Consider the following 25,822-nt stretch of genomic DNA (forward strand, 5'->3'; position numbering starts at 1 on the left):
TCCACGGCACCAGGCCCCGCTCCCTGATCCGGCCTGATCGACAAGACACCCCCTAGCCGCCCGCCACCGGATCCCTCCGGCGGCGGGCGGCCGGCCACGTCGGTACCATCGCCTGGTCGCGGACGGAAAGTGAGTCGACGCCAGCATGACTGTCGAAGTGATGGGGGAGGCCGTCCGCGGATTCCCCGGCCGGGCGCGAGAAGTCGCGATCCTGCGGGCGGTGCTGGCGGGCGAACGCGGCACCCGGTGCGTCGCGGTCACCGGCGAACCGGGGATCGGCAAGAGCCGGCTGCTGACGGAGCTGGGGAAGCTCGCGGACACAGCAGGATGGGCGGTCCGCAGCGCACGCGCGGCGGAGTTCGAGTCCCACATCCCGTTCGGTGTGTTCGTCGACGCGGTCGACGACCGGCTCGCCGAGCTGGGCCCGGAGCATCTCGCCGCCCTCGGGCAACAGCAGCTCGCACTTCTCGCGACCGTGTTCCCGGCGATTCCCGCCACCGGCCCCGCCGACCTGGTCGACGCGGAGCGGTACCGGCTGCACCGGGCGGTTCGGGCGTTGCTGGAGCTGGTCGCCGAGCCGTCCGGGCTGGTGCTCGTCTTCGACGATCTGCACTGGGCGGACGAAGGTTCGGTCGAGCTGCTCGACCACCTGCTGCGCCACCCGCCCCAGGCACGGCTGGTCTTGGCACTGGCCGGCAGGCCGCGGCAGACGTCGCTGCGTCTGTGGCACGCGCTGTCCCGGGCTGTGACCGACGGAGGGGCCGAGCTGCTCGAACTCGCGCCGCTGAGCCGGGCCGATGCCGTGCACGTCATGCCGGAAGGTCTGGGCCGTTCCCGGCGGGAAGAGCTCTACCGGGCCAGTGGCGGAAACCCGTTCTACCTGGAAGCCCTGGTGCGGGCCGGTGAGCGGGGTGTCGCCGTCGGTGATACGGCGCTCCACCCCGACGCGGCGATCCCGGTGTCGGTCCACGCCGTGCTCGCCGCCGAGTTGGCCGCGCTGACCCCGCAGGAGCGGGTCGTCGCGCATGCCGCCGCAGTCGTGGGTGACGATTTCGAGACCGGTTCGCTCGCCCGGACGGCGGCCATGGACGCCGGGTCCGTGCTTGCCGCGCTCGACCGGCTCGCCGAGCGTGACCTCGTGCGGCTGGACGGCGCGACCGGCCGGTTCCGGTACCGGCATCCGCTCGTGCGCAGCGTCGCCTACCAGGATGCCGGTCCTGGCTGGCGGCTTCAGGCACACGCCCGGGCCGCGTCGGCACTCCGGAGCCGGGGCGCGCCGCCGGCCGAGCTCGCCCGGCACGTGGAGCGATCCGCCGTCCGGGGTGACCTCGACGCGGTCGCGGTGCTCACCGAGGCGGCCGAGGCGACGATGCACACCACGCCTGCGACCTCCGGGCACTTCCTGCGGGCGGCCATCCGGTTGCTCCCCGACTCGGAGTCGGCCACCCCGCAGCGCCTCGTCCTGCTCGGCCGGCTGGCACACGTACTCGGCGCCACGGGCGACCTGCGACAGGCCAGGGAAACCATGCACGAAGTGCTGCGGTTCCTGCCTGCCGAACTCACCCGGATCCGGGCCCAGACAGTGCGGGCCTGTGCGACGGTGGAGCAGATTCTCGGGCGCTACACCGAGGCCAGGGCGATGCTGCACAGCGAGTGGAAACGCGTCGAAGGGGTCGACGCCCACGCGGCGGCCCTCCTGCTCGTCGCGCTCGTCGCCGGTGAAAGCGTCGAGCGCGAGCACGGACAGGACCGGGTGGCCGAGGCGATCGCCGCCGCGCGGGAAGTCGGGGATCCCATGCTGCTCGCGACGGCGTTGTCGGCCGCCACACTCATCGACCGGAGGGCGGACCGCCTGGACGAGGCGGCCGCACTCCTGGACGCGCTTCCCGACAGCGACCTGGTCCGGGACATCGATGCGGCCTTCTGGCTGAGCTGGTCGGAAATCTCCGCCGATCGGCTCATGGCGGCGAGCCGGCACATGAGCCGCGGCCTGCAACTGGCCCGCGCGAGCGGCCAGTCCCACAAGATCGCGCTGCTGACCGCGATCCGCGGCATGGCGCATGCCTACCTCGGCGAACTGGCGGCGGCGGCGACCTGCTTCGACGACAGCCTGGAGTCGGCGCAACTGACCGGCAGCGAGGAGCTGCGCGTCATGGCGTTGACCTTCGGGTGCTGGATCACCACCTGGCGCGGTGACCTGGCCGAGGCGATCCGCCTGGGCAAGGAGGCCGTCGTCGTCGACGACCGGACGACAGCCATGAGCTCCTGGCGCAGCGGCCAGGCTGAGGCGATGCTGGCGCAGGCGCTGTTGCACTCGGGTGATCCGCACGCGTGCATCGAGCTGTTGCTCACCAGTGGCGGTGGGACCGAGCTGCCGGCGGTGGGCCCCCGTACCAGGCCACTGGTGTACCTGCTGCTCACGGAAGCGGAGGTCGCGGCGGGCCGGGCCGCCGCGGCCGCGGCATGGGCCGACCGTGCGGAGGACGCGGCGCGCGGGCTCGGGCTTCCGCTGCGCACCGCCATGGCACAGCAGGCCCGCGCGATCGCTACGCTCCCGGTGGATCCCGCGGCAGCCGCACCGCTCGCCGTCGCCGCCGCCGGCACGTTCGGCCGGATCGGGGTGGCTGTGGAGGCCGGGCGGGCGCACTTGCTCGCCGCGACGGCGTACGGCGGCAGCGGGGCGATCGACCAGGCCCGTGCGCACCTCGTGTCCGCCCGCGCGCTGTTCACCCGGTGTGACGCGCAACTGTTCCTGCCCCAGGTCGCGCGCGAGGAGCGGCGCCTGAACGCGCGCGGCCCCCGGCCCGAGAACGGCGCCGAGCGGTTCGACCTGACCGCCCGTGAGGTCGAGATCGTCAACCTCGTCTCGGACGGCCTGACCAACCGGGACATCGGCCTCCGGCTGCATCTGAGTCCCAGGACCGTCGAAGTCCACCTGGGCCGGGCCTACGCGAAGGTAGGCGTCTCCGGTCGGGCTGCTCTGGCCGGCGTGTGGGCCGCCGCGGCGCGTGACTGAGGACGCCGCGGCAGCCGGCACATCAGTTGCCGAGTCCGCGCACGTACAGGTTGAACCTGCGGCCGGTGCCGTCACCGCCCAGGTTCGTCGCGCCGGTCGTGAAAGCGACGTGGTGGCCGTCGGCCGAAATCGCGGGGCTGTAGCTGTGCCCATCGCTCTGTGAGCCGTCGTCGGCGACGCTGACCCTGGTCGTGGTGGCGGTCACCCGGTCTCGCACGTACACGTCCCAGCGGGAGTTGGTGTCGCCGGGCACCAGCTTGTCCTCGCCGGACACGAACGCGATGTAGCGGCCGTCGGCCGAGAGGGTCGTCCGCTCCTGGCCGGGGGTCCTGCCGTCGCTCAGGCCATCGGGGCCGAGGTTCACCTGCGTCGTCGTCCGGGTAACCCGGTCGTACAGGAAGATGTCGGTGTCGAACGGCCCGCCGGTGTCGCCCGCCACCAGATTCGACGCCGTGGATTCGAACGCGACGAAGCGGCCGTCGCCCGAGACGGTCGCCGTGCGACTGGCGGAATTTCCTTCGTCGCCGCCGGGACCGATGCTGATCCGGTCGGTGTACCCGGTCAGCCGATCGTGCACGAACACATCGTCAGCGCGGTTGTTGTCGGGGAACAGGGACAGCGTCCTCGCCCCGGAGGAGAAGGCGACGTAGCGCCCGTCCGCCGATATCGACGGCAGTTGGCTGATGCCGTCGCCCTGGCGAGCGTTCGAATCGACGCTGACCCTGGTGGTCCCACCCGTCTGCCGGTCGCGCACGAAGACGTCGTGGCTGTCGTTGGTGTCGCCGGACACGAGGTTCGACGCGGGGGAGTCGAACGCGACGAACCGGCCGTCGGCGGAGATCGACGGATGGGAACTCTCACTGTCGCTCTGCTCGCCGTGGCTTCCGACGCTGACCGTGGTCGTCTCACCGGTCTGCAGGTCGTGCACGAAAACATCGCGGTAGCGGTTGGTGTCACCGGCCACCAGGTTCGTCGCGAAGGACTCGAACGCGACGTAGCGGCCGTCGGCGGAGATCGACGGATTCCGGCTCACGTTGTCGGCCTGGTTGCCCGCGGAGTCGACGCTGGCCCTGGTGATGACGCCGGTCTGCCGGTCGCGCACGAACACGTCGTCCGCCCGGTTGGTGTCGCCGGCCACCAGATCCCTTGCCGGCGAGGCGAACGCCACGTAACGGCCGTCGGCGGAGATCGACGGAGCACTGGCGGAGTTGCCGATCGGTGTCGTGCCTGCCGGCTTCGGTTCGGCATCCGTGGCATGCGCGACGCCGCCCGCCAGCAGCGCCGCGGCGATTGACGGCGCGAGCACGGCGCGCCCTGCGTTGCGGATTACGGAGTTGCGTCTCATGGGTGTCCTTCTGTTCGGTTCGCCGCCACGGCAGCCATTTGCGCTGATCAGCCTTCCGTGCCGGACCGGCCGAAGCATGAGGGAACCCCCTACACCTTCGCTGTCGCGCTCCACGCTTCTCGTCGGTGCGCCGCCCGGCGGTGCCACTCCTCGGCGAGCAGCCGGTAGGAGTTCACCCGGTCCGCGTGTCCGTGCGTGATCGTGGTGATCAGCAGCTCGTCCGCGCCGGTCGCCTCCTGGAGCCGCTCCAGGTGATCGGCGACGGTCCGGGCGGAGCCGACGAACCGGGTCTCCAGGCGGTCGGCCACCAGCCGCCGGTCCGCGTCGGTCCACGGCAGGGCACGGGCCTCGGCCGGAGTGGGGTAGGGGATGGCCCCCTCGGCCGTCCGGATGCTGCGTACCCAGGCCCCGTACCCGGTGGCCAGTTCGCGCGCCGTCTCCTCGTCCTCGGCCACCACCACGTCGGCCGACACCGACAGATACGGCCGCTCCAGCTCGGCCGAAGGCTTGAAAGCGGCCCGGTACCCCGCGGCCGCCTCCAGTACCGCCGCCGGGCTGACGTGGTAGTTGGCCGTGAACCGCAGTCCGTTGCGACCCGCCGTCTCCGCACTCACCCCGCCGCTGCTGCCCAGGATCCACACCTCCACATCGGCCCCCTCGCCGGGGACGGCATGCGCCTCCACCCCCTCCGGCGAGCGGTACTCGCCCCGCAGCAGCGCGAGCACCTCGTCGACCTGCTCGCCGTACTCCTGCGGCTGGGCCCCCGGCAGGTTCAGCAGTTTCTGCTGGAGGGCCACCCGCGGATGGCCCAGCAGGTGGGCGAAGGAGAACGGGTCGGGGATCCGCAGCCCGTTCGGCGTGTACCCGTCCACGACCGGGGTGTCCGGCAGCTGCGGGCCCGGACCGTCGGACGGCCGGGGGCGGCCCGCCGAACGGCCCAGCCCCAGGTCGATGCGCCCGGGATGCAGCGCGTCGATCAGGCCGAACTCCTCGACGGTCGACAGCGCGGTGCGGTGCCCGAGCTGCACCGCGCCGGAGCCGAGTCGGATGGCCGAGGTCGCGGAGGCGGTCAGCGCGAGTACGACCGCCGGGGAGGTCCCGGCCACCCCGGGATTGAGGTGGTGCTCGGCGAACCAGTAGCGGGCGTAGCCGAACTCCTCGGCCCGCCGGGCGAGATCGATGCTGTGCCGCAGGGCCTCGGCGGCGGTGGAACCTGAGGAGACGGGGACGAGGTCGAGGACCCCGAGAGGGATGCCGGGCATGGCCGGACTCCTTAAAGGCCGGGGAGGGAGGGATCGGGCAAGGCGGGGTCGGGGAAGGCAGGGTCGGGTATCGCGCGGCGCAGGACCGGCGCGATGTCCGACTGGAAGAGTTCGAGCGAGGCGCGGTGGTCCGCCTCGGCGAGCCCGCCCGCCTCGGCCTGGAGGTGCAGGGCCGTGTGGCCGAAGGCCTCGTGGTAGCGGTGCACCTTCTCGATCACCTGCTGGGGGCTGCCGACCAGTGCCGAGCTCCGCTCGACGAAGTCCTCCAGGGTCGGGAAGACGGGGTCCGTGCCCAGCTGCCGGTGGAAGGCGAGGTAGCGCGCGAACGCCGGCCGGTACGCCGCGACCGCCTGCTGCGAGGTGCGGGCCGCGTGGTAGCCGGCCGTGCCCGCGCCGACCACCGCCCGGGCCGGATCGTGCCCGTAGTGCTCCCAGCGCTCCCGGTAGTGGCGGATCAGCTCCGCGTACGGGCCGATCGGGTGGGTGACGTTCGCCGAGAACACCGGATCGCCGTAGCGCGCCGCGAGATCGACCGACTCCCGGCTCGTGGCACTGCCGTGCCAGACCCGCAAGGCCCGCTGGAACGGCCTGGGCAGCACCTCCGCACCGCTCAGCGCGGGCCGGAAGCGCGGCTGCGCGCTCACCTTGTCCTCCCGCCAGATCCGGCGGAACAGCTCGTAGCCCTCGGCGTTGCGTTCCCACTGGTCCTCGGGGGACACCTGGAACAGCTCACGCTGCGCAGTGCCGTTGCCCTTGCCGATCATCAGCTCCAGGCGTCCGTCGCTGAGGTGGTCGAGCGTCGCGTAGTCCTCGTACGCACGCACCGGGTCGAGCAGGCTCAGGGTGGTGACGGCGGTGAACAGCCGGATCCGGCGGGTGAGCGCGGCGATGTGGCCGAGCACCACGGGCGGCGAGGAGGACAGGAAGGGCCGCTCGTGGCGCTCGCCCACGCCGAAGCCGTCGAAGCCGAGCTCCTCCGCCAGCAGCGCGGCGGCGACCACCTCACGGAACCGCTCCCGGGTGGGTTTGAGACCACCCGTCGCCGGGTCGGGGGAGTCCGTGATCAGGGTGATGGCGAGGAATTTCACGAGGCCGTGGCCGTGGCCGAAGCCGAAGCCGGGGCCGGGGCCGGAACCGCGAGCCCGAGGTGGTCGCGCAGGGTGGTGCCCTCGTACTCGGTGCGGAACACCCCCCGCTCCTGGAGCAGCGGTACGACGGAGTCCGCGAAGCCGTCCAGACCGCCCGGGGTGATGTGGGGGACCAGGATGAAACCGTCGGCGGCGTCCGCCTGGACCAGCGTGTTGATCGACTCGGCGATCGTGGCGGCCGAGCCGACGAAGGTCTGGTCGGCGGTGGTCGCGATGACCAGCTCGCGTATCGAAAGGTTCTTGGCCCGGGCCAGCTCGCGCCACTGCCGGGCGGTGGCGAGCGGATCGCGGAACTGCCGTACGCTCGCCCGCCCGAGGGCGATGGTGTTCTCCCCGACCCGGGGGTCGATCTCGGGCAGCGGACCGTCCGGGTCGTAGGCGGACAGGTCCCGGTTCCAGACGTGTTCCAGGTACTTGATCGCGGTCTGCCCGCTGACCTGGAGGCGGCGCACCTCGTGCGCGATCTCCCGCGCCTGCGCGTCGGTGTCCCCGAGGACGAACGTGGCGGCGGGCAGGATCTTCAACTGGTCGTGCGTACGGCCGTGCCGGGCGAGCCGGCCCTTGACGTCCGCGTAGAACTCCCGGCCCGCGTCGAGGGTCCCGTACCGGCCGAAGATCGCGTCGGCGCGGGCGGCGGCGAACTCCCGGCCCTCCTCGGAGTCGCCCGCCTGGAAGATCACCGGACGGCCCTGCGGGCTGCGCGGCACGTTGAAGCGGCCCTCGATGTCGAAGTGCCGGCCCCGGTGGGCGAAGGCCCCGGCCCGCGCGTCGCGCAGGAAGGTGCCGGACCCCGCGTCGGCCGCGATCTCCGAGCCGTCCCAGGAGTCGAACAGCTCGGTGGCGGTGGCCAGGAACTCCTGGGCGCGGGAGTAGCGGTCCTCACGCGGCAGGAATCCGCCGCGCCGGAAGTTCTCGCCGGTGAAGGCGTCCCAGGAGGTGACCACGTTCCAGGCGGCCCGGCCCTCCGACAGGTGGTCGAGCGTGGCGAACTGGCGGGCCACCTCATAGGGCTCGTTGAAGGTGGAGTTGATGGTGCCGGTCAGACCCAGGCGCTCGGTCACCGCGGCCAGGGCGGCGAGCACCGTGAAGGTGTCGGGCCGGCCGACCACGTCCAAGTCGTATATCTCACCGCCCTGTTCGCGCAGTCGCAGCCCCTCCGCGAGGAAGAGGAAGTCGAACTTGGCGCGCTCGGCCGTCTGCGCGAAGTGGATGAACGAGTCGAAGTCGATATGGCTGCCGGCGGCCGGGTCGCTCCACACCGTGGTGTTGTTGACGCCCGGGAAGTGGGCCGCGAGATGGATCTGCTTGAGCGGCTTGCTGCTCATGGTTCGTCCTTCCGGAAGGTCCGGGTCGGGCGGCGGGCCGGGCCGTGATCAGGCTGCGGGCCGCGCGTAACGGTTGGCCGGGCGGTCCAGCCCGAGCAGGCCGCGCAGGGTGTCCGCCTCGTACTCCTGGCGGAACGCCCCGCGCCGCTGCAGTTCCGGCACCAGCTCCCGGGTGATGGCGGGCAGGTCGTGGGCGATCACGCCCGGCCGCAGCAGGAAGCCCGACAGACCTGCCGTACGCCGCTCCAGGAGCAGGTCCGCCAACTGTCCGGGGGTTCCGGTGAAGACGGCGCCGTCACCGTCGTACGGGTCATCCGCGAGCGCGTCGAGGCGCTCCAGGCGTGCGGCGGCCGCCGGAGCGTCCGCGTCGAGGAACACGGTGAGGTCCCCGAAGAGGTGCAGCGGGTCCGCGGAGGGCCCGGTCGCCTCCCGGGCCCGCCGGATCGCCGCCACGGCGGCGCGCGTACCGCCGTCGTCGTGCGCGGCCACATATCCGACCTCGGCGGACCGGGCGACGAGCGCGTACGAGGCCTCGCCGCCGCCGGACGCGCTGACGACGGGCTGTCCCTGCGGCGGGCGCGGGGTGATCGAGGGACCCCTGACGCTGAAGTGGCGGCCCTCGAAGTCGATGTGGTGCAGCTTCTCGCGGTCGACGAACCGGCCCGTGGTCACGTCCCGGATCTCCGCGTCGTCCTCCCAGCTGTCCCACAGCCGCCTGATCACCTCGACGTGGTCGGCGGCCTCCGCGTACAGCTCCCCGTCCGAGAACGGAGCGGTCCGCCGCCCGAAGTGCCGTGCCTCGTGGGCGAGCCCGGACACCTGGATCCGCAGGCCGGCCCGGCCCCGGCTCACGTGGTCGAGCGTGGCGATCGCCTTGGAGATGTGGAAGGGCTCGGTGTGGGTGGCCGTCACGGCCGGGACCAGCCCGATGTGCCGGGTCAGGGGTGCGACCCGGGCGGCGGTGAGCACCGCGTCCAGCCGCCCGCGGACCCGGTCGGTGCGCGCGTCGGGTCCGGTGGGCGAGGAGGACTGGAGGGCGAGGCCGTCCTCGAAGGTGATGAAGTCGAGCAGCCCGGTCTCGGCCTCGGCGGCGAGACCGGCCCAGTAGCGGGCGGTGAAGAGCTCGGCGGGTCTGGCGCCGGTCTCGCGCCAGGCGGCCGGGTGCCGGCCCGCGCCGTCGAGGGCGACGGCGAGGTGCAGGGGCGCCGGGGACGATGAGGAAACGGACACGGAGAATTGCGCCTTCCTGCTCGGCGTACGAAAAAGGGAAGCCGATGCGGGATCATGCAATTCGGCCCGTCATCAATTTCTTTCGAAAACGCTACGCCCGATAGCGGTGCCATACAATGACCGGAATATTAAGAGAAGTTGGCAGCGGTGTTGCCCGGGGCCCGGACGGCCAGGAAGAAGGGCCGGCGGCGCAGGGTGAAGCCGATCGACTCGTAGAGCCGGATCGCCCGTGTGTTGCTCGCCGCGGTGTGCAGGAACGGGACCTCGCCGCGCTCCCGGATGCCCGCGGCGACGGCCCGCACGAGCCTCGTCGCCAGGCCCTGGCCGCGGTGGCCGGGATGGGTGCACACCGCGCTGATCTCGGTCCAGCCGGGCGGACGCAGCCGCTCCCCGGCCATCGCGACCAGCCGGCCCTGCCGGCGGATGCCGAGGTAGGTGCCCAGTTCGACGGTACGGGGCAGGAAGGGCCCGGGCTCGGTCAGCCGGATCAGCGCGAGGACTTCCGGCACGTCGGCGGCGCCCAGCTGGACCGCCTCCGGGGCCGGTTCGGCGCGCAGCGAGGTGTCGACGAGCTGGACGCCCTGGATCCGCCCGACGGTCTCCCAGCCGTCGGGCGGGGTCAGCACCCCGGCGAGCGAGGCGACCTCGCCGTCGCCGATCAGCGCGCGCAGGTCGGCCCAGGAACGCGGATCGCCCGGGTCGGCGAGGGCGGCGAAGGGTGAGACGTCCGGGGAGTAGCGGGCGGCGCGGGCCGCGGGGGCGCCGTCGGCGGCGCCGCCCGCCGGGTACTCGGCGAAGGCGGTGTGCGCGCCGGACAGGGAGGCCCAGGCCGGGTTGTCCAGGACGTGGGGGTTCAGGGCGTGGGGGTTCGGCGAGGTGTGCGCGGGGGTGCTCATGAGTTGCTCAGGGGCAGGCCGGGCGGGTTGACCTCCGAGGTCCTGACGGCCTCGTTGGACAGGTTCCAGGCGGCCAGCAGCTTCTCGTACTGGCCGTTCTCGATCAGGTGGTTGACGGCCGCCGCCACCGGCTCGGCCAGCCCGCTGTCCTTCTTGGCGGTCGCCGCGATCAGGCCCTGCAAGGACTCGCCGGCGCCGGAGAAGGACCCCGCGTTGCGCGTGGGTGTGCTGCCGTTCGCGGTCTGGGTGACGTGGTAGGCGATGGAGGGGTTCGGGGCGAAGTTGATGTCGATCTTCTTGCCGCTCAGGGCGAGGAAGACGCTGTTGGTGTCGGGGAAGTACTTGACGGTGAGGTCCTTGCCCTCGGCCTGCAGCTTCTTCTGCCACTCCAGGAGGATCTTCTCCTGGTTGGTGCCCGAGCTGACGGCGACCGTCCGGCCCGCGAGGTTGCGGTAGTCGCCGTCGAAGTTCCAGGGACTGTCCTTCAGTACCTCGAAGGCCAGGTTGTCCTGCCGGTACGAGGCGAACTCGTACTTCTTCTTGCGTTCCTCGGTGACCGTGACGTTGGTGAAGGCCACGTCGACCTTGCCGCTGTCGATGCCGACGAAGAGGTTCTCCCAGGTGGAGTTCTTCACGACCGGCTTGAGCCCGAGGGCGGCGGCCACCAGCCGGCCCAGGTCCGGCTCGGCCCCGGTGAGCGTCTTCTGGTCGGTGCCGAGGTAGGCCAGCGGCGGGAAGCCGGCGGGGAGCGCGCCGACGCCGACGACCAGCTCGCCCCGTTCGCGGACGGCCTCGGGCAGCCGGGCGCGCAGTGACTCGACGACGGGGACGGACAGTTCGGTCTGCCGGGCGGCGCCGTTGGACTCCGCACCGACGGTGACCTTGCCGGAGGCCGTCGCCGTCCCGGTGGCCTCGGCGTCACCGCACGCGGTGAGTCCGCCGGCGAGGGTCACGGCGGCTGTCGCGGCGCCGAGGCCGCGCAGGAGTCTGACGCGCAGGGTGGGCTCGTGGTGCATGGCGTTCCTTTGCGGGAGTGGGGGTGGGGGTGGGAGTGGAGTCGGAGCGAGGGAGGGGCGGGGTCACAGGACCTTGCTCAGGAACTCCCGGGTGCGCGGGTGGGAGGGCCGGTCCAGGACCAGCGCGGGCGGACCCTGTTCGACGATGCGCCCGTCGTGGAGGAAGACCACCTCGTCGGCCACCTCGCGGGCGAAGCCGATCTCGTGCGTGACGATCACCAGCGTGGTGCCCCCGGTGGCCAGCTCCTTGATCACGGACAGCACCTCGCCCACGAGCTCCGGGTCGAGCGCGGACGTGGGCTCGTCGAAGAGGATGACCCCCGGCCGCAGCGCGAGGGCACGGCCGATGGCCACCCGCTGTTGCTGCCCGCCGGACAGCTGCCGCGGATAGGCGCCGGTCCGGTCCCCGAGCCCGACGCGGTCCAGCAGCTCCCGTGCCAGGGCCTCGGCCTCGGCGCGGGGGAGCCGCCCGGTGGCGACCGGAGCCGCGGCGACGTTGTCCAGCACGGTGAGGTGCGGGAAGAGGTTGAAGTCCTGGAAGACGAAGCCGATCCGGCTGCGCTGGGCGAGGATCGCCCGCTCGCTCAGCTCCTTCAGCCGTCCTCCGTGCCGCCGGACGCCGATCGGCTCGCCGCCCACGCTGACGTACCCGGCCTCCGGCCTCTCGAGGTGGTTGATGACCCGCAGCAGGGTGGACTTCCCCGAGCCGGAGCGCCCCAGGACGACCGTGACCGTGCCCGGCGGGAGCGTCAGGTTCACCCCGTCCAGGACCGGCCGGCCCGCGAACCACTTGTGCACGTCGTGGACCTCGATCGCGGCGGGCGGCGCAGCGAGAGCATCGGTCGTGGTCGTGGTCGTGGTCGTGGTCGCGGTCATCGGGCCGTCTCCTTCCGGTAGCGGACCCGCAGCTCGCGCAGGGCCGCCCGGACCCGCTGCGCCGGGGTGGGCGGCAGCGTGCGCAGCGCACCGCGCGCGTAGTACCGCTCGACGTAGAACTGGACGACGGAGATCAGGCTGGTGAGGATCACGTACCAGGCGGTCGCCACCAGCAACAGCGGCACCACGTCGCCCGAGTAGGTGCCGGCCAGGTTCTGCACCGAGCCGAACAGGTCGAGCAGGGACACGTAGAAGACCAGCGAGGTGGCCTTGACCAGCCCGATCAGCAAGTTCACGTACGAGGGGACGATCGCGCGCAGCGCCTGCGGCAGGACGATCCGGGTGAACCGGTAGCGCCCGGGCAGCCCCAGCGCGGCCGCCGCCTCGTGCTGGCCCTGGTCCACGGAGAGCAGGCCCGCCCGTACCACCTCGGCCGCGTACGCGGCTTCGGCCAGGCTCAGGCCCACGACCGCGATGACCATGTCGGGGGCCGGCCGGGACTCGTCGAAGGTGAGGAAGGCCGGTCCGAACGGCACCCCGATGCTGAGCGTGGGGTAGAGCGCCCCGAGGTTGTAGAGGAAGAGCAGGACGACGATCAGCGGCACGGAGCGCAGCAGCCAGACGTACGTCCAGCTCACCGACCGCAGCACCGGGTTGGCGGAGAGCCTGGCGAGGGCGAGCAGAACACCGCCGGCCAGGCCCAGCACCGCGCTGTACGCGGCCACCTGGAGGGTGATGAGCAGCCCGTCGAGGATGACGGGCCGCAGGAACCAGTAGGCGAAGCGGTCCCATTGGTAGAAGGGGTTGGTGAGCAGCCCGTGCGCGGCCTGGGCGGCGAGCACCAGCACGACGCCGGTGGCGAGCCACCGCCCGGGCCGGCGGAGCGGGCGGACCCGCTCGGCCGGCGCGGGCGGGCCGGAAGGGCCTGGCGGCGCGGCGAGGACAAGGGATTCGGTCACGGACACTCCAGCAGCTTCGACAAATCGAAGAATCGAAAGAAGCAGCCGTCATGCCGGAAAGAAGAGGCCGCCGATGTCGTTATCTGCGGCGTAAAGTAGGCAGCCCGGAGAAGGGCTGTCAACGATCCTGATCGGTATCCGGATAAGCGTGCGGCGATTTAATCGGCCGTACATGAAACGCCTTCCGGTGAAATGATTCGGGGGCGTGTGGAGTGTGTGGAGGGCGTGGGGTGGGGGGCTGACGGGGTGTGAGGGTCCGTCTCACAGCCAGGGGATCTGCTCCGCGGCGTACCGGTAGGCGCGGAAGACCGAGTTCTGGGCGCCGGCCGAGGACTCCAGGCCCACGCCCTCCCCGAAGGACCGGAACTGCGGGACCACGAACTCCCACACGACCTCGCCGCCGGGGGTCACCTCGAAGAGCCGTCCGAAGGAGCCTTCGGCGATGAAGGTGTTGCCGTTCGGCAGACGCTGGGCGCTGGACATGTACGGGCTGAAGAAGTTCTGCGGCGGGTTGTCCTCGTACGCCCACACCTCCTTGCCGGTGGACGGTTCGAGCTCCAGCACCCGCGAGTACGGCACCGAAGTGGTGTCGCGGTAGGTGCCGTTGTCGAAGACCAGCAGGGTGCCGCCGGGCAGTTCGTGCGGGTGGTGCTGCTGGGCCAGCACGTCCGGGCCGATGCGCCACCGCACGGACCCGTCGGCGCGGTCCACGGACACGGTGGTGGACGCACTGCGGAAGCCCACCACGATCGAGCCGTCCGCACTCTCGTTGACGGTGTTGGCCATCGGCCAGTGGTTGCGGGCGAAGTGCGGGTTCAGAGGCACCTCCTGCGGATCCAGGTGCTCGATGGCGGCCCAGCGCCACACGATCTCCCCGTCCCAGGTCAGTTCGTACACCACGTCCCCGTAGATCACCCCGCCGGGCGCCTCGGATCCGGGGATGCCGCCCCGGATCCGGGCCGCGTCGGCCGGGTCCAGCGGCTCGACGGCCCCGATGATCAGGTTGCCGTTGCGCAGGATCGAGGCGTCGTGGTGGTGGAAGGGGTGCCGGACCTCGCGGATCACCGTCGAGTCCGGGGCCAGCTCCTGGAAGATGCCGCCGTGGTAGACGTCCCAGATGGGGAAGAGGGTCGGGCCGCTCGTGTCCTTGGCCGCGTAGAAGAGGTTGCCGTTCGGCAGGATCTGCGCCTGGCGGCCGGGCGGATGCGGGGAGTTCCAGGTGTGGACCGGCCGGCCCTCGATGTCGACGAGGTGGATCTCGCCGGCGCTGGTGATCGGCGTGTAGAGGGTGAGGCCGCCGTAGCTGCGCTCGGGGTCGTGGGCGATCAGGCCGACGCCGCGGCGGCGCAGGGTGTTCTGGTCGACGGTCATGGGATCTCCTGGGTGCGTGTGCGTGTGCGCGCGTACGGGCGCGTGGTTCAGCGGACGGTGACGGCGGCCGGGTCGACGGCCGTCAGGGGGCCTGCGTCGAGGTACTTCAGCAGCGCGGCGCGGTCGGCGGCGCCCGGCAGGTCCTGGGCGGCCTTGGCCCAGGCGGCCTCCTCCTCCAGCTGCGCCAGCAGCTCGGGGGAGAGGGCGGCGCCGTACGTGTAGCGCGGCTGGTAGGTGTCGACGTAGGCGGCCTGGAGGGCGCCCTTGGACTGGGTGAGTACGGCCTTGCGCGCCCCGGCCGGGTCGGCGCCGAGCTCCCGCTGGGCGCGCAGCAGCGTGCGCAGGACCGCGGTGGTGCTCTCCTCGTCCGCCGAGGGTCCGGCGACCAGGAGGGTCCTGGCCGTGTACCCGGTGAAGGGGAGCTCGGCGTAGGAGCCGCCCAGAGCGGTGCGCGCGGCGTCGTAGAAGCTGGGGAAGGTGACCCCCGCGTCGACGTCCCCGCGGGCCAGGGCCGAAGTGACCTGGTTCGGGGCGAGGTTGACCACGGTGACGTCGGCCGCGGTCAGCTGCGCCGAGGCGAGCATCCGCGACAGCGCGTACTCGACGTTCGTGCCCTGCGGGACTCCGACCTTGCGGCCCTTCAGCGCGGCGAAGCCGGTGATCTGCCGGTCGGTCCGGGTGAGCAGGCGCCAGTCGGAGAACCGGGACAGGTCGGCGACGACCCGCAGCTTTCGCCCGCCCAGTGCGGCCGTCACGGCGGGCAGATCCCCGACGACGCCGAGCTGGGCCTGGCCGCCGAGTACGGCGTTCAGCGCGTCCCGGCCGGTGGGCTGGGTGGTGACGGTGGCCTCGATGCCCTCGGACGGCCAGAGGTCGCCCTCCTCGGCCACGTAGACCGGGGCGCCGCCGAGATGGTCGCTCGCGGCGATGGTGACGGCCGCCCGGCCGCCGTCCGCCGGGTCCGACGGGGAACCGGCGCAGGCCGTGGCGAGCGGGGACAGCAGGGCGGCCAGCAGTACGGCGGCCACCGCGCGGGGTCTGAGCATGGTGAACAGTCCTTCCGTGGACATGGGCGGGATCATTCGGAACCGAGGTGGCGGGCGATCAGGGAGCGCAGGTCGGGATCGGGCGGCCCGGCCGGCACGGCGTGGTCGGCGAGCACCCGACCGGGACTCCCGCCGAGGACGATCACGCGCCCGGCGAGCGCCAGCGCCTCGTCGATGTCGTGCGTGACGAACAGGACGGTGGTGCCGCGGCGCTGCCACAGCTCCCGCAGCAGGGTCTGCATCCGGGTCCGGGTCAGCGCGTCGAGCGCTCCGAACGGCTCGTCCATCAGCAGCACTTCGGGTTCGGCGGCCAGCGCCCGGGCCAGCGCCACCCGCTGCTGCATCCCGCCCGACAGCTGGGCCGGGTACTTCTGCGCGCCGTCCGCGAGCCCCACCTCGGCCAGCGCCGCGAGGGCGCGCCGGCGGCGCTCCGCACGGGGCAGCCCGAGGCGCTTGAGTGCGAACTCGACGTTGCCGCGGGCCGTGCGCCACGGGAACAGCGCGTAGTGCTGGAACACCACGCCCCGCTCCGGGCCGGGACCGCGCACCGGCTCCGCGCCCGCGGTCACCTGCCCGGCGGTGGGCCGTACGAAGCCGGCCACCGTGTTGAGGACCGTGGACTTACCGCATCCGCTGGGCCCGAGCAGCGCCGTGAACGAGCCCGCCGCGAACTCCAGGTCGGTGTGCTCCAGCACCGGCGCGCCGGCCCCGTAGCCCGCCGAGAGCCCCTCCAGCCGTACCGCGAGGCTCATGACGCGCTCCAGTGCACGAACCGGCGGCCCACGGCGGCCAGGGCGAGGTCGACGGCCACTCCGAGCAGCCCCAGCACGAGCAGCCCCGCGAACATCCGGTCCACCCGCAGGAACTGGCCGTCCACCTGCAGCCGGTACGCCAGTCCGCTGTCCGCACCGCCCAGTTCGGCCGCCACCAGCGCGAGCAGGGCCACCGAGGCCCCGTAGCGCAGCGCCGCGAGCAGGGCGGGCGCGGCGGCGGGCAGCAGCACCTCGGTGAACCGCCGGTGCAGCGGGGCCCCCAGCGAACGGGCCGCCCGCAGATGGGAGACCGGTACCCGCGACACCCCGTCGTGGACGTACAGCCAGACGGCGAGGAGGACGGCGTACGCGATGAGCAGGCGCTTGGCGCTCTCCCCGATGCCGAACCAGGCGGTCGCGAGCGGTACCAGCGCGATGGCCGGGATGGGCCGCAGGAAGGAGATGACCGGGGTGACGGCGGCGGACACCTTCGGCAGGTAGCCGGTGGTGAAGCCGAGCGCGCTGCCGATGACGGCGCCCAGGGCGAAGCCCTGTCCGGCCCGGGCCAGGCTGGCGCCGAGGTCGGCGGCCAGGGTGCCGCTGCGGGCGCTGTCCGCCAGGGCGGCCGCGGTCTCGCCGGGCGTGGGCAGCAGACCCGGGGCGACCCCGCCGGAGCGGGCGAGGAGGTACCAGAGGGCGAGTACGACGCCGGCCGCGCCCAGGGCCGGGCCGAGCCCGGCGAGGCTCCGGCCGGGGGGTGAGGGGGTGGCGTGCACGGGGCGGCTCCTCGATCGTTCCTGCGCGTTCGTTCGGACGCGTTGATAAGTGAGGTCAATAATTGACCACGCTTATGTCGGGAGTGTTGCGGCAGTGCGAAACCTCCCGCGGCCCCCCGGCGCGCCGGACCCGATGAGGTACGTTCACCTGCGTGTCTCGCCCAGAACCCACCCCCGAAGCGATCGAGGTCGGACGGGTGATCCGCAGCTGCCGCAAGCAGCGCGGCGTCTCCATGGCCGTACTCGCCACCCGCTCAGGCCTCTCCCAGCCCTTCCTCAGCCAGCTGGAACGCGGACTCGCCACGCCCAGCCTCAGCTCGATCTACCGGATCGCCGAGGCCCTGGACGTCACCCCGGGCACCTTCCTGCGGCCGCCCGACCGGCCCGGCGCCGTCAGCCACGAGAGCGACCCCCAGGTGATCCGTGTGAACGAGGCCGCGGGACAGATCGCACAGGTGCTCATCCCCGGCGGCCGCAGCGCCGTGATGGAGGCCTACGAGCACCACTTCGAGCCCGGCCGGGGCGAGCGCGGCTGGTTCGAACACCCCGGCGAGGACTTCCTCTACGTCCTGGAGGGCGAGATCGTCCTGGAGGTCGAGGGCGAGGACCCGCTGACCCTGCGCGCGGGCCAGAGCGCCCACCACCGGGGCGAACTCCCGCACCGCTGCCGCCTGTCGGGCCCGGCCGCGGCACGCACCCTGCTCGTCATCGCGAACGCCTGAGCCAGACCGGCAGGGCACCCTCCCGGGCCGGACCCCCCTCCCGCCCGGCCGACCCGGACGCTCGCAGCTTGTCGACCGCCGCCAGCCGCGCCCCGACGTCCAGGTCCCACAGCCGTACGGTGCCGTCGGTGCTGCTGCTGGCCACCGTCCGCCCGTCAGGGGCGAAGACCACGCCCCACACCGCGTTCGCGTGGCCGGACAGCGTGGCCACCGTCCGGCGCCCGGCCACGTCCCACAGCCGGACCGTGCGGTCGTTGCCGCTGCTCGCGAGCGTGCGGCCGTCGGGGGAGAAGGCGAGCCCCCGCGCCGAGCCGGTGTGCCCGGCCAGCGCCGCCAGGAAGCGGTGGCGCCGCGCGTCCCACAGCCGTACGGTCCCGTCGTTGCCGCTGCTCGCCAGCGTCCGCCCGTCCGGGCTGAACGCCACACCGCGCACCGCGCCCCGGTGGCCGGTGAGGACGGTGAGCGGGCGGCGCCCCGCCACGTCCCACAGACGGACCGTCAGATCGTCCCCGGCGCTCGCCAGGGTGCGCCCGTCGGGGCTGAACACCACATCGTTGGCGAAGTCCGTGTGACCGGTGAGGACGGCGAGCGGGCGGCGCCCCGCCACGTCCCACAGCCGTACGGCGCCGTCGGAACCGGCCGACGCCAGGGTCCGGCCGTCCGGGGAGAAGGCCACCGCGAACACGGTCCCGCCCGGGCCGTCGAGCACGGCGGACCGGCCGCGCGCCGCGGTGTCCCAGAGCCGGATCGTGCCGTCGGAGCCGGCCGAGGCCAGGGTCCGCCCGTCGGGCGCGAAAGCCACCGAGAACACCGTCTCGCTGTGCCCCGCGAACGTCGCCAGGACCCGGCGCCCCGCGACGTCCCACAGCCGTACCGTGTGATCGGCCTCCGCGGTGGCCAGCCACTTCCCGTCAGGGCTGTACGCGGCGTGCCAGACCTCCGTGAACGGCCGCGAGGCCAGAACCGCGCCCCGCAGGTCCCACAACACCACCGACTGGTCGAAGCCGGCGGTGGCCAGCATCGCGCCGGCGCCGTCCACGGCCACCCCGAGGACGTAGTCGGTGTGGCCCGCGAGCGTGGCGGTGGCCCGGCCCCCGGCCACGTCCCACAGCCGGGTCGTACCGTCGCCGCCCGCGCTGACGACCGTCGTCCCGTCCGGCGTGTAGGCCACCGCATTGACATCGTCGCTGTGCCCGGTCAGCGTGGCCGTCGTCCGGCGCCCGGCCACGTCCCACAGCCGGACCGTGCGGTCGACGCCCCCCGTGGCGACCGTACGGCCGTCCGGGGCGAAGGCCACGCCCAGCACCTCGTCGGTGTGCCCGGTGAGGACGGCTGCGGGAGCCGCCTCCACCGGGTCCCACAGCCGCACGGTCCGGTCGGCGCCGGCCGACACCAGCGTCCGGCCGTCGGCGGCGTACGCCAGGGCGTTCACCCGCCCGGTGTGGCCGGTGAGGGACGCGAGGGCGTGATGGTCCCCGGTGGTGTCCCACAGCCCGATCGCCCCGTCGGCACCGGCTACGGCCAGGCTCCGCCCGTCGGGCGCGAAGGCGACCGCCCGGGCGCCCGCTGTACTCTCCGGGAGCTGCGCCCCCGCGCCACGGCCGGCGGTGTCCCACAGCCGCGCCGGACCGTCCGTCGACGTGGCCGCGAGCATCGACCCGTCGGGACTGAAGGCCACCGCGCGCACCCGCCCGGGCATGGTGAAGGTCGCGATCGTCCGGCGGTCGGCCACCCGCCGCAGGAGCACCGTCCCGTCGGAACCGGCCGTCGCCAGCAGGCCGTTGCCCGGGCCGAAGGCCACCGCGTTCACCGGCCCGCCGTGCCCGCCCAGGCGGGCGACGAACGGCTGGGACTGGGTGCTCAGCAGCGCCCCGAGGGCCTCGCTCGTCGCCGAGGTCCGGTACGCCTCCCCGGCGAGCAGCATCGAGGCCTCGGGCCGGCCCGAGGCCAGCGCCGCGGACTGCAGGGCGAGCGCCCGCGAACGGGCGACGCGCTCCTGGCCCAGCGCGGCCGAGCGCTGCTGGTACGCGAGCCCTCCCGCGCCCACCGCGAGGACCAGCAGGACCACGAGCGTGGCCAGCGTCCACTGCCGCAGCCGTACCTGGCGCCCGGCCTGCTGCTCACGGCTGTCCTGCGCGTCCTGGCTCGCCCGCAGGAAGGCGGCCTCCAGCGGGCCGAGCCGGCTCCTGCCGTCGTGCTCGTCGGCCCAGGCCCGGGCGGACTCCAGCCGGGTCCCGCGGTGCAGCGCCGACGGATCGCGGCCCTCGCGCTCCCATTCGGCGGCGGCGTGGGCCAGTTGCTGGTGGACCAGCAGCCCGGCCCGGTCGGCGCGGATCCAGCCGCGCAGCCGCGGCCAGGCGTGCAGCAGCGCCTCGTGGGTGATCTCGACGGTGTCGCTGTCCATGGTGATCAGCCGGGCCCGGACGAAGGTGTCGAGCGCGGCCGCGGCGGGACCCGCGTCGGCCAGCTGCTCCATCAGGGCGGTCCGGCTCATCCGGCGGCGTGTGGCGCCCGTACCGTCGGCGACGTGCACCAGCCGTACCAGGACGCGGCGGAGCGTGTTCTGCTCGGCCGGGTAGAGGCGGGTGAACACCTCCTCGGCGGTGCGGGCGATCGCCCCCTGGATGCCACCCGTGCGCTCGTACCCGTCGACGGTCAAGGTGGCGCCCTCGCGCTGGCGCCAGGTGGCCAGCAGGGCGTGCGAGACCAGGGGGAGCACCCCGGAGGGAGTCCGGTCGGGCTGGTCGTCGCGCAGTCCGGCATCGCGCATCAGCAGCGGGAACAGGCCCGGTTCGAGGGTGAGGCCGGCGAGGTCCGCCGGGCGGGTGATCGATTCCCGCAGCTCCGCCAGGGACATCGGGGGCAGGACGAACAGCCCGCGGGTGAAGACCGGGGCCAGCTCCGGCAGGTCCAGGCAGTTCCCGGAGAAGTCGGCCCGTACGCCGAGCACCACGACGGCGGGGGCGGGACCCGCTGCTTCGATGCCCCCTGCTTCGATGCCCCCTGCTTCGATGCCCTCTGCTTCGAGGCCGTCCGGTACGAGGCCGTCCGGTACGAGGCCGTCCGGCTCACGGCGCGCGGCCGCCAGCGCGCACAGCACCCGGACGAACGCGCGCCGCTCGTCCTCGTCGGAGCACAGCGTGAACAGCTCCTCGAACTGGTCGACGAGCAGCACCGGACGCGGGGGCGGCGGCGTCCGGTCCGGGCCGTCCGCCGGGGGTGGGCCCGAGCGCCGCCGGACGGCTTCGAGCAGCGCGTGCGGCCGGTCCCGGACCTCGCCCGCGGTGACGCCGAGATCGCCGCCCAGGGCTTTCGCGGCGCAGTCCAGCAGTTCCTCCAGCGGGTGCGCGGTGGGCGTGAACCGCAGCACGGGCCAGGTGCCGGAGCCCGGCATCGGGAAGCCGCCCCCGCGCAGCGCCGGCACGAGACCGGCGTTCAGCAGGGAGGACTTGCCCGCGCCCGACGGGCCGAGCAGCATCAGCGGCCCGTCGCCGATCCGTTCGAAGACCCGCTCGATCAGCTCGGCCGTCGCCCGTTCCCGGCCGAAGAACCAGCGGGCCTCCCGCGCGGTGAAGGCCGGCAGGCCCCGGTAGGGGCACTCGCCGCCGACCTGCGGACCGGCGTCGGCGCCGCTACCGCCGTCGGCCCCGCCGTCGCCGCGCGGCCCCGTTTCCCGGACCATCCGCACCAGTTCACCCCCGGCCCGCAGCACGTCGTCGCAGCGTCGCGCGACGTCGACGGTGACGCGCTTCGAGCCGGTCTCGATCTTGCTCAGATAGCCCTTGCTGTAATGCGTCTGCCGGGCGAGGTCCGCGAGGGACAGGCCACGTTGCACCCGCAGACGTCTCAGTTGTGCGGGAAAAGGCATCGCGGCGTCGTCGGACCCGTGCGGGCGGTCGGTCTCTGGCCGGCGGTCCGGATCCCCCAAGACATCCCCCATGGCAGTGCGCGCCCAGGCAGCGGTACGGGAGTGCCCAGGCTACAGCGGGGGTGGGGCGGTCGGCCGCCAATTCGAGCCGGTATGACCAGAACACGAGCGTGCGGAGCCGCCTGGCGGGCGGCTCCGCACCCTGCCCTGGAGGGGGTGTCCCTACGGGTTGAGCCGGACCGAGTTGACGGGCGTGAGGTCGGCGTAGACACCGGTCTTGGCGGCGATGGGGCTGCCGCAACCCGAGCCTCCGGAACCCGTGCACAGATTTGCGGTCGCACCGCCGTACTGGTTGTTGAGCACCCAGTGGTTCCCGAACTGATTGCTCAGGTTGTGCGCCCCGTAGGTGTAGAAGACGTGCGTCGGCTTGACGGCGGGGTTCTGGTTCTGAGGGTAGATGCAGACCGCCCCGTCCGGGCATCCGGCCCACGCGTCGGCCGGCTTGGCCTGGACCGTACCGCTGAGTGCGATCACGGCGACGACGGAGGTGGCGAGCGCGGCGGCGCCGCGGAACATCTTGCGCATGATTTCCCCTTGTGGTGCTGGCCTCGTGCTGACGGCTCCAGCCTGCCCCCGGCCCTCACCGGGGTCGACGGGTTGCCCGTCGCCCAACGCGGCAGCGCCCGGGAAACCCCCTGCCACCAGCCCGGACGCGGAGCGGCGGGCAACGGCCGGGCGGGACGTCGTAAGACTTTCGTCATCGGTGCGGGCATGGCGCGCGGCGGCCCGGCCGCGTTGAATCCATAGGCAGTGACCGGCGAAGACGAAGAAGAGGGAACGGCAGTGACACGGAGCAGGCGCGGACGGCTGTGGGGCGGGGCATCGATCGCGGCGGCGGTGGTGCTGGCGGTGGCGCTGTACTGGCTGCAGCCGTGGAAGCTGTGGCAGGACGAGACCGTGCGCGAGGCGCTCCCGGCCGCCGCCGCGCCGTCGGGACCGGGCGCGCCCGCGGCCGTACCGGGTGCCCCGGCCGCCCCGGTGACCGTGGCCCGCGGGACGCTCATCAGCCACGAGCACAGCACCACCGGCGAGGTGGAACTCATCCGGCTCCCCGACGGGTCCCACACGCTGCGGCTGGCGAACCTCGACACCAGCAACGGTCCGGACCTGCGCGTGTGGCTGACCGACGCCCCGGTGAAGGAGGGCGTGGCGGGCTGGCGCGTCTTCGACGACGGCAAGCACGTGAGCCTCGGCAAGCTCAAGGGCAACAAGGGGGACCAGAACTACCCGGTGCCCGCCGACGTGAACGTCGCCGAGCTCACCAGCGTCACCATCTGGTGCGACCGCTTCGACGTCTCCTTCGGAGCGGCGAGCCTCGCCGCCGTGTGACGCGCTTCCGGGGCCGTCCGGGCCCGGCGACACGCCGTAGGGCCGGAGCTGATCGGGCGTCACCCCGTTCGGCCGTCTCCCGGAGTACGACTATCCACTCCTCCGGACGGCAAAATGCGGCCGTTTGCCCACGGGATGTATCCATACGCCCACACGGTGTGGCAATAGGTCGTAATCGCCCATAACTTCAGAATCGTGACGAACCGACAAATCAAGTCCCTCACGTGCATCGCAGTCGTCATGGCAGCAGGTCTCGGCGTGCTCGCGCCGACCGCCGCCGCCGAGGCCGGACGCAGAGTGCACCCGGGCGACTCGATCCAGGACGCGGTGAACTACGCCAGGCCGGGCGACATCATCACCGTGATGCCCGGCACCTACTACGAGAACGTGCTGATCACCAAGCGGCTCACCCTGCGCGGCTTCGGTGCCCGCACGGTGATCAAGCCGCCGGTCACGGCCGCCGCGCCGGTCACGCCGGTCGCCCCCGTGGCGCCCCCGGCCCCCGGCGCGTCGGCGGCGCCGGTGGCACCCGGAGCGGCCACGGCACCCGGAGCGGCCACGGCGCCGACCGCGGCCACGGCGCCGTCCGGCCGGGCGCTCGCCTGCTCGCAGGCCGACACCGGAATCTGCGTCATGGGGACGGCGGAGCGGCCCGTCGTCGACGTGGACATCCGGTCGCTGACCGTCTCGGGCTTCAAGCGCAACGGCATCTGGGCCTCCTACACCGACCGGCTGAGCGTCCAGCGGGTGATCGCCGAGAAGAACGGCACCTGGGGCATCGCCCAGGAGCGTTCCACCCGCGGGCTCTTCCGCGACAACACCGCCCGCGACAACGTCGAGTCGGGCCTCTTCATCGCCAACACCGTCGACCGGGAGGGCGGTGCCACCGACACCCTGGGCGCCGTGGTCCGCAGGAACACGCTGACCGGCAACCGGATCGGCGTCACCGTCCGGCGCGTCCGGAACCTCTCCGTCTACGGCAACACCCTCACCGGCAACTGCGGTGGCATCTTCGTCGTCGGCGACGAGGGCGAGCCCGGCGCCGGGGACATGACCATCCGCAACAACCGGATCCACGAGAACAACAAGTTCTGCAAGGGCAACAGCCGCCTCCCCGACATCCAGGGCGTCGGCATCGTCCTCACCGGGGCCGAGGAAACGGTCGTGCGTTCGAACGACATCCGCGGCAACGTCGGAGCCTCCCCGCTGTCGGGCGGAATCCTGCTGTTCAAGAGCTTCGTGGGCGCGACGAACACCGACAACGTCATCCGGGACAACGTGGTGCGTGACAACAAGCCGGCGGACCTGGCCAACCAGGGGACCGGCACCGGCAACCAGTTCGTCAACAACCGGTGCGCATCCTCCGTACCGGCCGGGATGTGCTGACGCGTGACACCCCTGATCAGCAGAATCGAGGCCTCATGACCACGGTAAGTCCCACCCCGACCCCGATCCCGTCCCCCCAGCACACCCCCCAGCCGGCCATGCGCCTGCGGGAGCTCGTCTTCGGCGCGGCCTGCGCCGCCGCCGTACGGGCCGCGGCCCGCCTCGCGGTGGCCGACGCCCTCGGCGAGGCGCCCGCCACCGCCGCCGAACTCGCGGTGGCGGTCGACTCCGAGCCGCTGCCCCTGCAGCGGCTGCTCCGTGCCCTGTCCTGCTACGGGATCTTCGCGGAGACGGAGGACGGGAAGTTCGTCCACACGGAGATGTCGCGGCTGCTGCGCGAGGACGACCCGCACAGCCTGCGCTACATCGCCCTGTGGTGCACGGAGCCCTGGACCTGGCAGGCCTGGCCGCGGCTCGACGACGCCGTCCGGTCCGGCGGCAGCGTCTTCCACGAGCTGTACGGCAAGGGGTTCTTCGACTACCTGCACCAGGACGCGCACGAGTCGGCCCACGTGTTCAACCGCGCCATGACCACCTCCAGCATGCAGTCGGCGCTGGACGTCGCGGAGCTCCTCGACCTCACCGGGATCTCGGTCGTCGCGGACATCGGCGGCGGCCAGGGCCACGTACTGGCGAGCCTGCTGGAGAAGCACCCGACCGTACGAGGCGTCCTGCTCGACCTGCCGGGCGTGGCGGCGAAGGCGGATCCGCGGCTGCGGGAGGACGGACCGCTCGCCGCACGGGCCGACATCGTCCCCGGGGACTGCCGTGAGGCCATCCCCGTCGACGCCGACATGTACATCATCAAGAACATCCTGGAGTGGGACGACGACAGCACCCGCAGGACCCTGCGCAACGTCGTCGAGGCGGCCCGCCCCGGATCCAGGGTCGTCATCATCGAGAACCTGGTCGACGACACCCCGTCGATGAAGTTCACCACGGCCATGGACCTGCTGCTGCTGCTGAACGTCGGCGGAGCGAAGCACACCAAGGCGAGCCTGTGCGCCCGCATGGAGGACGCCGGACTGGTGATCGGCGAGATCCGGCCGGTCAACGCGTACCTGCACGCGTTCGAGTGCACCGTGCCCGGGTGACCCCGGCCGGCATAGGACCGCACGCCTCGAGACCGGCACGAAGCCGGTCTCGAGGCGTTTGTCGGTGTTCCGGACGCCGGCGTCAGGCCGCCAGGGCGGCGTTGACGAGGTCGAGGAACTCGCGCGGCGACTTGCACCGGTCCGCGTCGGCGGGCAGCGGCTTGCTGTGCCGGTTCTCCAGCTCACCGACGATGCCGAGGAGTCCCAGGGAGTCGAGCCCCCACTCGTCGAAGCCCGAGTCGGGGCGGCTCGCCATCGCCGCGGGGTCGACGGTGACGCCGGCCCCCTTCTTCATCAGGGCGGCCAGTTCTTCCATGGTCAGTCGAGCGGTCATGACGGACAACT

21 protein-coding genes are annotated in these 25,822 nt (G+C 72.8%); 5 read left to right on the forward strand and 16 right to left on the reverse strand.

All coding sequences use genetic code 11. The annotated features are described in order from the left end of the window. Window positions 1-145: 145 nt before the first annotated feature. Complete coding sequence (locus KO717_RS30720; RefSeq protein ID WP_301372667.1) at window positions 146-3,016, forward strand: helix-turn-helix transcriptional regulator; 2,871 nt, start codon at window positions 146-148, stop codon at window positions 3,014-3,016. 22 nt (window positions 3,017-3,038) lie between these two features. Here the strand turns inward: KO717_RS30720 and KO717_RS30725 are convergent, their stop codons facing one another. The 13 genes from KO717_RS30725 to KO717_RS30785 all read right to left on the reverse strand — a co-directional run bounded on the left by KO717_RS30725 (window position 3,039) and on the right by KO717_RS30785 (window position 17,018). Beyond that, window positions 3,039-4,361 carry a TolB family protein gene (locus tag KO717_RS30725; protein WP_301372669.1) on the reverse strand — a complete coding sequence of 441 codons (1,323 nt, stop codon included), beginning with the start codon at window positions 4,359-4,361 and terminating at the stop codon, window positions 3,039-3,041. Between the two features lie 89 nt (window positions 4,362-4,450). Further along, the gene (locus KO717_RS30730) at window positions 4,451-5,623 is read right to left on the reverse strand and encodes an LLM class flavin-dependent oxidoreductase (RefSeq protein WP_301372670.1); all 1,173 of its coding nucleotides are present in this window, start codon (window positions 5,621-5,623) and stop codon (window positions 4,451-4,453) included. Between the two features lie 11 nt (window positions 5,624-5,634). Then, window positions 5,635-6,711 carry an LLM class flavin-dependent oxidoreductase gene (locus tag KO717_RS30735; protein WP_301372671.1) on the reverse strand — a complete coding sequence of 359 codons (1,077 nt, stop codon included), beginning with the start codon at window positions 6,709-6,711 and terminating at the stop codon, window positions 5,635-5,637. Continuing rightward, window positions 6,708-8,096 (reverse strand): NtaA/DmoA family FMN-dependent monooxygenase, encoded by a 1,389-nt coding sequence (locus tag KO717_RS30740; protein WP_301372672.1) that lies wholly within the window; start codon window positions 8,094-8,096, stop codon window positions 6,708-6,710. Before KO717_RS30740 ends, KO717_RS30735 begins: the two co-directional genes overlap by 4 nt. Before the next feature lie 48 nt (window positions 8,097-8,144). Continuing rightward, window positions 8,145-9,326 (reverse strand): LLM class flavin-dependent oxidoreductase, encoded by a 1,182-nt coding sequence (locus KO717_RS30745; protein WP_301372674.1) that lies wholly within the window; start codon window positions 9,324-9,326, stop codon window positions 8,145-8,147. Window positions 9,327-9,454: 128 nt separating this feature from the next. Beyond that, entirely contained in the window at window positions 9,455-10,222 is a 768-nt protein-coding gene (locus KO717_RS30750; protein WP_301372675.1) for a GNAT family N-acetyltransferase, read from the reverse strand. After that, window positions 10,219-11,238: an ABC transporter substrate-binding protein gene (locus KO717_RS30755; RefSeq protein ID WP_301372676.1), complete on the reverse strand. Its 1,020-nt coding sequence runs from the start codon at window positions 11,236-11,238 to the stop codon at window positions 10,219-10,221. The genes KO717_RS30750 and KO717_RS30755 overlap by 4 nt, the downstream gene beginning before the upstream one ends. 63 nt (window positions 11,239-11,301) lie before the next feature. Then, window positions 11,302-12,114 carry an amino acid ABC transporter ATP-binding protein gene (locus KO717_RS30760; protein ID WP_301372678.1) on the reverse strand — a complete coding sequence of 271 codons (813 nt, stop codon included), beginning with the start codon at window positions 12,112-12,114 and terminating at the stop codon, window positions 11,302-11,304. Then, a complete protein-coding gene (locus tag KO717_RS30765; protein ID WP_301372679.1) occupies window positions 12,111-13,073 on the reverse strand; it encodes an amino acid ABC transporter permease in 963 nt (320 codons plus the stop codon). The genes KO717_RS30760 and KO717_RS30765 overlap by 4 nt, the downstream gene beginning before the upstream one ends. Window positions 13,074-13,334: 261 nt before the next feature. Beyond that, window positions 13,335-14,444: an aryl-sulfate sulfotransferase gene (locus KO717_RS30770; protein ID WP_301372681.1), complete on the reverse strand. Its 1,110-nt coding sequence runs from the start codon at window positions 14,442-14,444 to the stop codon at window positions 13,335-13,337. Window positions 14,445-14,491: 47 nt separating this feature from the next. After that, entirely contained in the window at window positions 14,492-15,514 is a 1,023-nt protein-coding gene (locus KO717_RS30775) for an ABC transporter substrate-binding protein (RefSeq protein ID WP_301372682.1), read from the reverse strand. A gap of 8 nt (window positions 15,515-15,522) precedes the next feature. Continuing rightward, window positions 15,523-16,242 (reverse strand): ABC transporter ATP-binding protein, encoded by a 720-nt coding sequence (locus KO717_RS30780; RefSeq protein WP_301372683.1) that lies wholly within the window; start codon window positions 16,240-16,242, stop codon window positions 15,523-15,525. Next, window positions 16,239-17,018, reverse strand: a complete 780-nt coding sequence (locus tag KO717_RS30785; protein WP_301372684.1) for an ABC transporter permease — start codon at window positions 17,016-17,018, stop codon at window positions 16,239-16,241. Before KO717_RS30785 ends, KO717_RS30780 begins: the two co-directional genes overlap by 4 nt. Before the next feature lie 152 nt (window positions 17,019-17,170). Here KO717_RS30785 and KO717_RS30790 point away from each other — a divergent pair, with 152 nt between their 5' ends. Further along, a complete protein-coding gene (locus KO717_RS30790) occupies window positions 17,171-17,740 on the forward strand; it encodes a helix-turn-helix domain-containing protein (protein ID WP_301372685.1) in 570 nt (189 codons plus the stop codon). On the opposite strand, the gene KO717_RS30795 is transcribed toward KO717_RS30790, so the two are convergent. Next, a complete protein-coding gene (locus KO717_RS30795; RefSeq protein WP_301372686.1) occupies window positions 17,724-21,680 on the reverse strand; it encodes an nSTAND1 domain-containing NTPase in 3,957 nt (1,318 codons plus the stop codon). The genes KO717_RS30790 and KO717_RS30795 overlap by 17 nt on opposite strands. Window positions 21,681-21,830: 150 nt before the next feature. Then, on the reverse strand, window positions 21,831-22,193 hold the full coding sequence (locus KO717_RS30800) for a hypothetical protein (protein ID WP_301372687.1): 363 nt from the start codon (window positions 22,191-22,193) through the stop codon (window positions 21,831-21,833). A gap of 258 nt (window positions 22,194-22,451) precedes the next feature. Here KO717_RS30800 and KO717_RS30805 point away from each other — a divergent pair, with 258 nt between their 5' ends. The 3 genes from KO717_RS30805 to KO717_RS30815 all read left to right on the forward strand — a co-directional run bounded on the left by KO717_RS30805 (window position 22,452) and on the right by KO717_RS30815 (window position 25,477). Continuing rightward, window positions 22,452-22,997, forward strand: coding sequence for a DM13 domain-containing protein (locus KO717_RS30805; protein WP_437184596.1), 546 nt, complete (start codon window positions 22,452-22,454; stop codon window positions 22,995-22,997). A 240-nt stretch (window positions 22,998-23,237) separates the two neighbouring features. Further along, the gene (locus tag KO717_RS30810; RefSeq protein WP_437184664.1) at window positions 23,238-24,383 is read left to right on the forward strand and encodes a right-handed parallel beta-helix repeat-containing protein; all 1,146 of its coding nucleotides are present in this window, start codon (window positions 23,238-23,240) and stop codon (window positions 24,381-24,383) included. Between the two features lie 35 nt (window positions 24,384-24,418). Then, a complete protein-coding gene (locus KO717_RS30815) occupies window positions 24,419-25,477 on the forward strand; it encodes a methyltransferase (RefSeq protein WP_301372689.1) in 1,059 nt (352 codons plus the stop codon). An 82-nt stretch (window positions 25,478-25,559) separates the two neighbouring features. Here the strand turns inward: KO717_RS30815 and KO717_RS30820 are convergent, their stop codons facing one another. Beyond that, a complete protein-coding gene (locus KO717_RS30820) occupies window positions 25,560-25,811 on the reverse strand; it encodes an acyl carrier protein (RefSeq protein WP_301372690.1) in 252 nt (83 codons plus the stop codon). Between the last annotated feature and the right edge of the window lie 11 nt (window positions 25,812-25,822).

The organism is Streptomyces xanthophaeus, assembly GCF_030440515.1.
GTDB classification, from domain to species: Bacteria; Actinomycetota; Actinomycetes; order Streptomycetales; family Streptomycetaceae; genus Streptomyces; species Streptomyces kutzneri.